Annotated in this window: 9 protein-coding genes; 7 read left to right on the forward strand and 2 right to left on the reverse strand. The window is 66.8% G+C overall.

Annotated elements, in window-relative coordinates:
- Position 1 precedes the first annotated feature (1 nt).
- On the reverse strand, positions 2-943 hold the full coding sequence (locus V7672_RS01015) for an alpha-E domain-containing protein (RefSeq protein WP_335622818.1): 942 nt from the start codon (positions 941-943) through the stop codon (positions 2-4).
- Positions 944-983: 40 nt separating this feature from the next.
- Positions 984-2,411, reverse strand: coding sequence for a circularly permuted type 2 ATP-grasp protein (locus V7672_RS01020; RefSeq protein ID WP_335622819.1), 1,428 nt, complete (start codon positions 2,409-2,411; stop codon positions 984-986).
- 155 nt (positions 2,412-2,566) lie between these two features.
- On the opposite strand from V7672_RS01020, the gene V7672_RS01025 reads away from it, so the two are divergent.
- The 7 genes from V7672_RS01025 (at position 2,567) to V7672_RS01055 (ending at position 11,076) form a co-directional block, all read left to right on the forward strand.
- A complete protein-coding gene (locus V7672_RS01025) occupies positions 2,567-4,735 on the forward strand; it encodes a TonB-dependent receptor (protein WP_335622820.1) in 2,169 nt (722 codons plus the stop codon).
- Entirely contained in the window at positions 4,645-5,829 is a 1,185-nt protein-coding gene (locus V7672_RS01030) for a PepSY-associated TM helix domain-containing protein (protein WP_335623262.1), read from the forward strand. The genes V7672_RS01025 and V7672_RS01030 overlap by 91 nt, the downstream gene beginning before the upstream one ends.
- Positions 5,826-6,014 carry a hypothetical protein gene (locus tag V7672_RS01035; protein WP_335622821.1) on the forward strand — a complete coding sequence of 63 codons (189 nt, stop codon included), beginning with the start codon at positions 5,826-5,828 and terminating at the stop codon, positions 6,012-6,014. The genes V7672_RS01030 and V7672_RS01035 overlap by 4 nt, the downstream gene beginning before the upstream one ends.
- 98 nt (positions 6,015-6,112) lie before the next feature.
- Positions 6,113-7,888, forward strand: coding sequence for an N-acetylglutaminylglutamine amidotransferase (locus V7672_RS01040; protein ID WP_335622822.1), 1,776 nt, complete (start codon positions 6,113-6,115; stop codon positions 7,886-7,888).
- The gene (gene ngg / locus V7672_RS01045) at positions 7,878-9,650 is read left to right on the forward strand and encodes an N-acetylglutaminylglutamine synthetase (protein WP_335622823.1); all 1,773 of its coding nucleotides are present in this window, start codon (positions 7,878-7,880) and stop codon (positions 9,648-9,650) included. The genes V7672_RS01040 and ngg overlap by 11 nt, the downstream gene beginning before the upstream one ends.
- Positions 9,651-9,664: 14 nt before the next feature.
- Entirely contained in the window at positions 9,665-10,777 is a 1,113-nt protein-coding gene (locus tag V7672_RS01050; RefSeq protein WP_335622824.1) for an osmoprotectant NAGGN system M42 family peptidase, read from the forward strand.
- Positions 10,778-10,818: 41 nt separating this feature from the next.
- Positions 10,819-11,076: a hypothetical protein gene (locus V7672_RS01055; protein WP_335622825.1), complete on the forward strand. Its 258-nt coding sequence runs from the start codon at positions 10,819-10,821 to the stop codon at positions 11,074-11,076.
- The last annotated feature ends 2 nt before the right edge of the window (positions 11,077-11,078 follow it).

Raw genomic sequence — 11,078 nt, forward strand, 5'->3', positions numbered from 1 at the left:
ATCATCCGTAGAACCTGTAATCCTGCTCGATCTGCTGGCCCAGGGCGTGGTTGCGGGCGATGAAGTCGTTCAGGACGCCATGTAGCCCCGCGTCAAAGATCGACTCGATCGAATGGTCCGCCAGCCGTTTCACATGGGCCCGCGCCAGATCGTGGCTGGGCATCTCGCTGCCATAGGCTTCGGCGAGGAAGCCCAGATGCTCGGAGATCTGTCCCGCACAGAAGGCCAGCGAGCGCGGCATGCGCCGGTCCAGAATGATCAGATTGGCGATCTGGCGGGGGTTGGCGGTCCCGTCGCTCAGCCAGCGATAGGCGCGCTGCGCCGACACCGACCGCAGGATCGTCTCCCACTGCACATTGTCCAGCGACGATCCGACATAGGAGACCGACGGCAGCAGCACATAGTATTTGACGTCCAGAATCCGGGCCGTGTTGTCTGCCCGCTCGATGAAGATGCCCAGATGGGCAAAGTTGTAGACGTCGTTCTGCATCATGGTGCCGGTCAGGGCGCCGCGCACCAGAGCGTTCTGACGGCGAATGGTGGCGAGAATGTCGGGCAGGCCGTTCTCGGACACGGGCCGCTTCAACACCTCCCGGATCGTCATCCAGCCTTCGTTGGTCGCCTCCCAGACCTCACGCGTCAGGGCCGTGCGGACCAGTCGGGCACTGGTGCGCGCGCTATTGATGGCCGAGACGACACTCGACGGATTGTCCTTGTCCCGCAGCAGATAGTCGATGACGTTGGCGGCGTTGAAGGCGTCGTACCGCTCCTGATAGCCCTTGCGGACCCCGGCGGTGCTGATGATCGACGCCCACTCCGCCTCGGCCGCCGCAGAACGGGTCAGGGCAATGCGAAAGCCCGCATCGACCAGACGCGCCGTGTTCTCGCTGCGCTCCAGCATGCGGAACATCCAGAACAGGCCGGCGGCGGTCTTGCCTAGCATGACAGCCCTCCCCTACCCGGCATGGTGACTGCGGGACGCCTCATTCTTCCAGCACCCAAGTGTCCTTGGTGCCGCCGCCCTGGCTGGAGTTGACCACCAGCGAGCCCGGCTTCATCGCCATGCGGGTCAGGCCGCCGGGGGTGATCTCGATCTTGCCGGGAGAGACGAGGACGAAGGGGCGCAGGTCGACATGGCGCGGCGCCAGCCCGGCCTTGGTCAGCACCGGCACGGTCGACAGGGCCAGGGTCGGCTGGGCGATATAGTTGGCGGGACGGGCCTTCAGCTTGTCCGCAAAGGCAGCGATCTCCCGCTTGCTGGCGGCCGGGCCGACCAGCATGCCGTAGCCACCCGAACCGTGAACCTCTTTCACGACCAGCTCATGCAGATGTTCCAGCACATAGGCCAGGGCATCGGGCTCGGCACACCGCCAGGTCGGCACATTCTTCAGGATGGGGCTCTCGCCCGTATAGAACTGGATGATGTCGGGCATGTAGCTGTAGATCGCCTTGTCGTCGGCAATCCCGGTGCCCGGCGCATTGGCGATGGTGATCCCGCCGGCCCGATAGACATCCATGAGTCCCGGCACCCCCAACTGGGAGTCGGCATTGAAGCTCATCGGATCCAGATAGTCGTCGTCGACCCGACGGTAGAGGACATCGATGGGGGTGTAGCCCCGGGTCGTCCGCATGGCGATGCGGCCGTCGACCAGCTGCAGGTCCTGCCCCTCGACCAGTTCGACCCCCATTTCGTCCGCCAGGAAGGCGTGCTCGAAATAGGCCGAGTTGTGGATGCCGGGCGTCAGCACGGCCACGACCGGCGTTCCGGTGCAGCCCTTGGGCGCTGACGCCGCCAGCGACCGCCGAAGCAGCTTGGGATAGTCGCTGACCTCGCGCACCGCGACCCGCGAGAACAGCTCGGGGAACATGCGCAGCATCGTCTCGCGATTTTCCAGCATGTAGGACACGCCCGACGGCGTGCGGGCATTGTCCTCCAGCACGAAGAAGTCGTCCTCGCCCGTACGGACAATGTCGATGCCGACGATGTGGGTATAGATCCCGCCGGGCGGCTCCACCCCGATCATCTGGGGCAGGAAGGCGGCGTTGGCGGCGATCACATCGACCGGAATGCGTCCGGACCGCAGGATTTCCTGGCGGTGGTACATGTCGTGCAGAAAGGCGTTTATGGCCCGCACCCGCTGCTCGATCCCGCGGGTCAGGCGGCTCCATTCGCGGGCCGAAATGATGCGCGGCACGATGTCGAACGGGATCAGCCGCTCGTCGGCTTCCTGCTGACCGTAGACGTTGAAGGTGATGCCGGTGCGGCGGAAAAAGACCTCGGCGTCCTTGGACTTTTTCTTGAGCGTCTGGGCGCCCTGACGCTCGAACCAGTCGGCGTAGCTTGCGTATGGCGGTCGGCACGAGGTGCCGGAGCCATTCATTTCGTCGAAGAAGTCGGGCTTGTTCGCCATTGCAACATGTGTCGCACAGGGGGGAGGCCGCATCAATGACCCCCGCGGATGACGGCCGCCCCCGGCATCGCGACCATGCAACGCAGAAACGCCCCTTGCGGGCCCCTGCGCGCCTATGTATTGCGACGCATTCTTATTTGCACTGGAGTGTCGTTGTGTCGCCGCGTGGTCTTGCCCTTCTGTCGTCTGTCGCCCTGATCGCCCTGGCCCCGCCCCTGCCCGCCCTGGCCCAACAGGCCGATCCGCAGGAAGCGCGGGTGGACGATATCATCGTCACCGGATCGCAGGTCACGGTGCCGCCGGCCTATGCAGGCGGTCAGGTCGCAACCGGCGCACGGGTCGGCCTGTTCGGTGCGATGGACCAGATGGATACGCCGTTCGCCTTCACCGCCTACACCGAAGAGCTGGCCCGAAACCAGCAGGCGCGCAGCGTCGGCGATGTGCTGCAGAACGATCCGGTCGTGCGGGTCTCCAAGGGCTTCGGCAATTTCCAGGAGCTGTATGTCATCCGCGGCTTCCCGGTCTATTCCGACGACATGACCTGGAACGGCCTGTACGGCGTCCTGCCGCGCCAGTTCGTGGCGGCCGAATTCCTTGAGCGGGTCGAGGTCTTTCACGGCGCGACCGCCTTTCTGAACGGCGCGGCGCCGGGCGGCAGTGGCGTGGGCGGGGCCTTCAACCTGATGCCCAAGCGCGCCGGAAGCGCGCCCCTCACCCGCCTGACGGCGGGGCTGGAAGGCGGCGGCGAGACCTATCTGGCCGCCGACGTCGCCCGTCGCTTTGGGCTGGGCAATGAATACGGCCTGCGTCTGAACATAGCCCGCCGCGACGGCGAAAGCAGCGTCGAGAGTCAGGAACGCGAACTCAGCGTCATCGGCCTGGGCCTTGATCGGCGCGGCGACCGCGCCCGCTTCTCGGCCGACATCGGCTGGCAGGATCACCACATCGACGCCCCGCGCCCGACGGTGACCCCGGCCGGGGCCGTTCCGGCTGCGCCCGCCGCCGACAGCAATTTCGCCCAGCCCTGGACCTATACGGACGAGCGTCAGCTGTTCGGCGTGGCGCGCGGCGAGTTCGACCTCAGCGACAGGGTCTCGGCCTGGGCCGCCTTTGGCGGGCGTCAGGGCAAGGAACAGAATGTGCTGGCCAACCCCACGGCCCAGCCCGACGGCACGCTCAGCGCCTATCGGTTTGACAATGTGCGCGAGGACCAGATCATCTCGGGCGACATCGGCCTGCGTGCCGACGTCACCACCGGATCGGTCGATCACCGTCTGGTCGCCTCGGCCTCGACCGTCCGGTCGCGCTCCGAGAACGCCTATGCCTTCTCCAACTTTACCGGGTTCGCCAGCGACCTCTATGCGCCGGTCGACGTGGCCCCGCCCACCCCCGACTTCTTCGTCGGCGGGTCGCTGTCCGATCCCAATGTCACCGAGCGGGTCGAGAACAGCAGCGTCGCGGTGGCCGACAGGGTGTCCTTCCTCGACGGGCGGCTGCTGGCCACGGTCGGCGTGCGCTACCAGTCGATCGAGACGCGGACCTATGACTACAACACCGGCGCCTTTGCCTCGGGCTATGAGGGCGACGCCACGACCCCGGCCTTTGCTCTCGTCTACAAGCCGACCGAGTGGGCCTCGCTCTATGCCAACTATGCCGAGGCCCTGATCCCCGGCCAGACCGCGCCCGCCGTCAGCGGCGGCGTGCCTGTCACCAACGCCGGCGAGGTGCTGTCGCCGTTCCGGGGCGAGCAGGCCGAGGTGGGCTTCAAATACGATCTGGGCCGGTTCGGTGGCACGGTCAGCCTGTTCTCGATCACTCTGCCCAGCGCCTTCGTCGAGGGCGGGGTGTTCGCTGCCAATGGCGAACAGCGCAACCGGGGGCTGGAAGTCACCTGGTTCGGCGAGCCGCGCGACGGCCTGCGGGTGCTGGGCGGGTGGACCTTCATCGACGCCGAACTCACCCGGACCGCCGGTGGCGCGCTGGACGGCATGGCCCCCATCGGCGTGCCGGAGCTGCAGTTCAACGCCAATGTCGAGTGGGACGTGCCTGCCGTTCCTGGCCTGACGGTTGAGGGGCGCGTCGTCCATACGGGCGAGCAGTCGGCCAATGCCGCCAATACCGTCGATCTGGAGTCCTGGACACGGGTCGACGCCGGTGTGCGCTATGGCTTTGAAGCCCAGGGTCGGCCGCTGACCCTGCGCGCGCGCGTCGAGAACCTGACGGATGAGGATCACTGGGTGGCCGTCGGCGGCTATCCCGGTGCCAACTATCTGACGCTGGGCGCGCCCCGCACCCTGAGCGTCTCGATCTCGGCGGACTTCTAGGCGGAATGCGATCCAGCACCATCCGGGCCTGGTCGTGGGTGCATACCTGGTCGAGCCTGTTCTCGACCCTGTTCCTGCTGATGCTGTGCATCACCGGCCTGCCCCTGGTCTTCACCCATGAGATCGAGCACTGGCTGCTGGACGAGGCCTGGGCCCCGGCCAATCCGGACGGTGACAGGCTGAATCTGGATCAGGTGCTGGATGTCGCCCTGTCCCGGCATCCGGGCGAGGTGCCCAGCTTCATGAGCTTCGATACCGACCGGCCGGTGGTCAATGTCACCAGCCGGGCGCCCGACGCCCCGGCCGGTGTCTACACCTTCCAGCCCATCGACCAGACCAGTGGCGAGGCGGCGCCCCCGGTCGCCGGCCATCCGGTGATGGAGTTCATCCTCCAGCTACATACCGACCTGTTCCTCGGCCTGCCGGGCATGCTGTTCCTGGGGCTGATGGGTCTGATGCTGGTGGCGGCGGTCGTGTCGGGCGTAGTGCTGTATGCGCCTTTCATGCGCCGGCTACCGTTCGGTACGGTGCGCTCCCGGAAGTCGGCGCGCACGCGCTGGCTGGACTGGCACAATCTGGCAGGCATAGTGACGGTGGCCTGGGTGCTGGTGGTCGGTGGCACCGGCGTGGTCAACACCCTGGCCGTGCCGATCATCGCCCACTGGAAGGACACGGCGCTGGCCGACCTGGCCGCCGCCTATGACGCGCCTGTGGCGCTGAACGAACGCGCCTCGCTGGATGCGGCCGTCCAGCGGGCCAAGGTGGCACTGCCCGGGCGTCAGCTACAGTTCGTGGCCTTCCCCGGCTCTGACTATTCAACCGACAACCACTATGCGGTGTTCTTCCACGGCGACACGCCGCTGACGACGCACCTGACCACCCCCGCCCTGATCGATGCGCGCACCGGCGCGTTGGCCGCGGTCGCGCCCATGCCCTGGTATGTGAAGGCCCTGTCGCTGTCGCAGCCGCTGCATTTTGGTGACTATGGCGGGCTGGGCCTCAAGATCGTCTGGGCCGTTCTGGACGTCATCACCATCGTCATCCTGATCAGCGGCCTGTACCTGTGGCTGGCCCGGCGGAGACGCGCGCCATGAGCCGCGCCGACTCCAGCCTGTGGCGGATCTTCCGCATCCCGCTGCTGCTCGTGGCCCTCAGCCTGACCGGCCTGATCGGGGCTCTTCTGGACGACGGTCTGTGGGACGGTTTGGGCGCCGGACTGTTGGCCGCTACACTGGTCATTGCGACGGTGGCCTGGGTCCGCAGACGGCGTTCCGCCTGACACCCGGCGGAACGGTTCCGGGTCGCAGCGGTTAAGCTTGGGGGCGTGCGGCCCCGTGCACCTGAATTTCAAATGACAAGCGAGGTCTGAACCAGCGCATGTGTGGCCTGAGCGGCGAGATCAATTTCAACGGGCAGACGGCCGATATCGCCGCTGTAGAACGGATGACCGGGGCCCTGACCCCACGCGGGCCGGATGGCAGCGGAGTGGTGGCGCGCGGCCCGGTCGCCTTTGGCCACAGGCGCCTGAAGATCATCGACCTCAGCGACAAGGCCCAGCAGCCGATGGTCGATGCCGACCTCGGCCTGATGATGGTCTTCAACGGCTGTATCTACAACTACCCCGAACTGCGCGCCGAGCTGCAGGGCATGGGCTATCGCTTCTTCTCCGACGGCGACAGCGAGGTGATCCTCAAGGCCTGGCACGCCTGGGGCGAGGCCTGCGTCGACCGCTTCCACGGCATGTTCGCCTTCGTCATTCACGAGCGCGACAGCGGACGCGTGGTGATGGGCCGCGACCGGTTCGGCATCAAGCCGCTGTATCTGGCGGAACAGGGCCAGCGCCTGCGCTTCGCCTCCAGCCTGCCGTCCCTGCTGGCGGGCGGCGACGTGGATACGTCGATCGACCCGATCGGCATGCACCACTACATGACCTTCCACGCGGTCGTGCCTCCGCCACACACCATCCTGAAGGGTGTGAGGAAGCTGCCGCCGGCGACCCTGCGCATCTTCGAGGCCGGCGGGACCTCCCGCGACCGCCTGTACTGGGCGCCGCAGAATGTGCGCCGCGCAGAAGATGCGAACCTGACCGCCCAGGACTGGCGGGATCAGGTGCTGGATGCCCTGCGCATTGCCGTGAAGCGACGCATGGTCGCCGATGTCCCGGTGGGCGTGCTGCTGTCGGGCGGGGTCGACTCCAGCCTGGTGGTCGGCCTGCTGGCCGAGCTGGGCCAGACCGGGCTGCAGACCTTCTCGGTCGGCTTTGAGGCCGCCAATCAGGAGAAGGGCGACGAGTTCGTCTATTCCGACCTGATCGCCAACCACTATGGCACGGACCACCACCAGATTTTCGTGCCGCATGACCGCCTGATGCAGTCCCTGCCCGGCACCATCGGCGCCATGTCCGAGCCCATGGTCAGCTATGACAATGTCGGCTTCTACCTGCTTAGCCAGGAGGTCGCGAAACACATCAAGGTGGTCCAGTCGGGCCAGGGCGCCGATGAGGTGTTCGGCGGCTATCACTGGTACCCGCCCATGCTGGACACGACCGATCCGGTCTCGACCTATGCAGGGGCCTTCTTCGACCGCAGCGATGCCACCCTGCGGACCCAGGTCAACCCCGCCTATCTGCCCGAGACCGACGCCAGCCTCGACCTCGTTCGGGCCCATTTCGGCATTCCGGGCGCCGAGACCGCCGTCGACAAGGCGCTGCGGCTCGACAGTCAGGTCATGCTGGTCGACGACCCGGTCAAGCGTGTGGACAATATGACCATGGCCTGGGGGCTGGAGGCGCGGGTCCCCTTCCTCGACCACGAGCTGGTCGAGCTGGCCGGGCGCATTCCGCCCGAGCACAAGCTGTCACAAGGCGGCAAGGGCGTACTGAAAGAGGCCGCGCGGCTGGTCGTGCCGTCCGAGGTGATCGACCGCAAGAAGGGCTACTTCCCGGTCCCCGCCCTCAAATACATCGACGGGCCCTATCTGGAGATGGTTCGCGACAGTCTGAACAGTCAGGTCGCGCGCGAGCGGGGGCTGTTCAAGCGCCCGTATCTGGAGACCCTGTTCGAGAACCCACGCGATCACATTACCCCCCTGCGCGGATCCGAGTTGTGGCAGGTCGCGGTTCTCGAAATGTGGCTGCAGTCCCATGGCGTCTGACGCGCCCCGCCAGAAGCCCCGCGCGACGCCGCACCGGCTGAAGCGCATGCGCCACGAGGGGCTGAAGCCCATGGTGGGCGGTGCCGAGCGCGAGATGACCCCGGATGCGGTGCTCGACATGGGTTGGGGGCGGCTGCTGTTTGCCCAGACCTTTTCTGACGCGCAGCCCCTGATCGAGGCCCTGCGGTCCGAGGGGCCGGATCGGCGCGACATCGCCTTCTATGTGCGCAATCCGCATGTGCTGCTGGCCTCGGCCCCGCAGGAAGTGTTCCTCGACCCCTCGCATACCTTCCGTCTGGACCTGGCCACCTATCGCCCCGGGCGACGCCAGCCCCGGGGTTTCACCGTGCGGCGGCTGGCCTCGGATGACGATATCGAGGCGGTGAACCGCATCTATGGCGCCCGGCGCATGGTGCAGATCCGCCCCGACTTCTTCACAACCCGCAAGGACGATCGCGCCCTGACCTACTTCGTGGCCGAGGACGAAACGACCGGCGCGGTGATCGGCACGGTCACCGGCGTCGACCATGTGAAGGCGTTTTCCGATCCCGAGGAAGGCTCGTCCCTGTGGTGTCTCGCCGTCGACCCGCAGGCCACCCAGCCGGGTGTGGGCGAGGCCCTGGTCCGGCGGCTGGCCGAGCATTTCCGCACGCGCGGGCTGGCCTATATGGATCTGTCGGTCATCCACGACAACGAACAGGCCATCGCCCTCTATGAGAAGCTGGGCTTTCGCCGCGTGTCCTTCTTCGGCGTGAAGCGCAAGAACCCGATCAATGAGCCCCTGTTCAAGGGGCCGGACCCGGCCAGCGACCTCAATCCCTATGCCCGGATCATCGTCGATGAGGCGCGGCGGCGGGGCATCGCCACCGACGTGCTCGACGCCGAGGGCGGTCTGGTGCGGATGACCTGGGGCGGGCGCTCGATCCGCTGCCGCGAGAGCCTGTCGGAACTGACCTCGGCCGTCGCCGTCAGCATCTGCGACGACAAGCGGATGACCCGTCGCATCGTCGAACAGGCCGGCCTGAAGGTGCCGCAGCGCTATGATCCGGACGACGCCGAGGCCCTGGCGACGGCGCTGTCCGAACGCCCCGCCCTGGTGGTCAAGCCGGCGCGTGGCGAGCAGGGCAAGGGCGTGGCCGTCGGCCTGAAAAAGCTCGACGATGTGCAGGCCGCGATCAAGGAAGCCCGCGCCCTTTGCCCCGAAGTGCTGGTCGAGGATCACGTCGAGGGCGAAGACCTGCGGCTGGTGGTCATCGACTTCAAGGTGGTGGCCGCGGCCATCCGCCGCCCGCCGCGCGTGGTCGGGGATGGGCGGTCGACCCTGCGCGACCTGATCGCACACCAGAGCCGCCGGCGTGAGGCGGCCACCGGCGGCGAGTCTCGCATCCCGCTGGATGCGGAGACCATCCGCACCCTGGCCGAGGCTGGTTACAGCCTCGACGATGTCGCCCCGGCCGGCGAGGAGGTCCGCGTCCGCAAGGCCGCCAACCTGCATCTTGGCGGCACCATTCACGATGTGACGGGCGAGGTTCACCCGGCCCTGATCAATGCCGCCGTGACAGGCGCCCGTGCCATCGACATCTCGGTCACCGGAATCGACCTGATAGTGCCCGATCACCGGGGTCCGGACTATCATTTCATCGAGGCCAACGAGCGCCCAGGCCTGGCCAACCATGAACCCCAGCCCACGGCCGAGCGGTTCATCGACCTGTTATTCCCCCTGTCGGGAGCCGCCGCCAGCCGGGCAGCCCTGAACAGCTGATACCAAGGAGACTCATGACCCTGCCCTCTATCGACGCCGACTATCTGACCGAACGCCTGTCGCGCCTGCTGAACATCCCGAGCCCCACAGGCTACACGGATGAGGCCGTGTGGGAGGTCTGTCGCGAGCTGGAGCGGCTGGGCATTTCGTTCGACATGACGCGGCGCGGCGCCATCCGGGCGAGACTGCCCGGCAAGGAGGCCAAGCCCGCCCGGGCGCTGGTGGCCCACGTCGATACCCTGGGCGCCCAGGTCAAGCGCATCAAGGAGAACGGCCGGCTCGAGGTCGTGCCGATCGGCCACTGGTCGTCGCGCTTTGCCGAGGGGGCCCGCGCGACCATCTTTGCCGAAGGACAGCGGTTCAGGGGCACCATCCTGCCGCTCAAGGCCTCGGGTCACACCTTCAACGAGGAGGTCGACACCCAGCCCGTCGCCTGGAGCCAGGTCGAACTGCGCATCGACGAGAAGGTCTACGACCGCGCCGCGACCGAAGCCCTGGGCGTGGAGGTCGGCGATATCATCGCCATCGACCCCCAACCGGAATTCCTCGACAACGGCTACATCGTCTCGCGCCATCTGGACGACAAGGCAGGGGTCGCGACCCTGCTGGCGGCGCTGGAGTGCATGGTCCGCGAGGGCCGCACGCCCGAGGTCGACACCTATGCGCTGATCACTATCGCCGAGGAGGTCGGTGTCGGCGCCTCCTCCGTACTGGTTCCAGACGTGGCCGCCATGATCACCATCGACAACGGCACGACGGCGCCGGGCCAGAACTCATCCGAATTCGGCGTCACCCTGGCCATGGCTGACCAGACCGGGCCGTTCGACTGGCACCTGTCGCGCAAGCTGGCCCGGCTGGCGCGCGAGCATGGCATCGCCCTGCAGAAGGATGTGTTCCGATATTACCGGTCGGACTCGGCCTCGGCGCTGGAGTCGGGCGCCGACATCCGCACGGCCCTGCTGACCTTCGGCATCGACGCCAGCCACGGCTATGAGCGCATCCATCTGAACGCCCTGACCTGTCTGGCCGAACTGCTGGTCGTCTATGCTGAAAGCGAGGTCGAGATCGAACGCGACAGCCGCCCCCTGACCGGCGTCAGCGGCTTCACGCACCAGCCGATCGACTGACCATCCTTGCCGTCCGGCTCCGCTGCCGTAAGGTGCCTGACATGGACCAGCCCAAGGATAAGGAAGAAGCGCTCGCGGGCCTGCTGAACGGGACGATGGTCACCCTGTTGGCCAGCGCATTCCCGGTCGTAATCGTCTGGCAGATCGCTATTCACTGGCGAGAGATGTCGTCGGCGGCTTGGGCTGACACCGCCACCGACAGTGCCTTGGCCATCGGACTACTTCTCCCCAGCATCTCCGCGATTCGGTATGGCATCCGCACCCTGCACCTGAACTGGACGGCCCTGCGGAGGCTCTGAAG

The organism is Brevundimonas sp. (assembly GCF_036963785.1).
In the GTDB taxonomy this organism is placed as follows: domain Bacteria; phylum Pseudomonadota; class Alphaproteobacteria; order Caulobacterales; family Caulobacteraceae; genus Brevundimonas.

Coding starts and splice junctions, on each gene's coding strand:
- V7672_RS01015 (WP_335622818.1), bottom strand. CDS start 943: ATGCTAGGCAAGACCGCCGCCGGCCTGTTCTGGATGTTCCGCATGCTG.
- V7672_RS01020 (WP_335622819.1), bottom strand. CDS start 2,411: ATGGCGAACAAGCCCGACTTCTTCGACGAAATGAATGGCTCCGGCACC.
- V7672_RS01035 (WP_335622821.1), top strand. CDS start 5,826: ATGAGCCGCGCCGACTCCAGCCTGTGGCGGATCTTCCGCATCCCGCTG.
- V7672_RS01040 (WP_335622822.1), top strand. CDS start 6,113: ATGTGTGGCCTGAGCGGCGAGATCAATTTCAACGGGCAGACGGCCGAT.
- ngg (WP_335622823.1), top strand. CDS start 7,878: ATGGCGTCTGACGCGCCCCGCCAGAAGCCCCGCGCGACGCCGCACCGG.
- V7672_RS01050 (WP_335622824.1), top strand. CDS start 9,665: ATGACCCTGCCCTCTATCGACGCCGACTATCTGACCGAACGCCTGTCG.
- V7672_RS01055 (WP_335622825.1), top strand. CDS start 10,819: ATGGACCAGCCCAAGGATAAGGAAGAAGCGCTCGCGGGCCTGCTGAAC.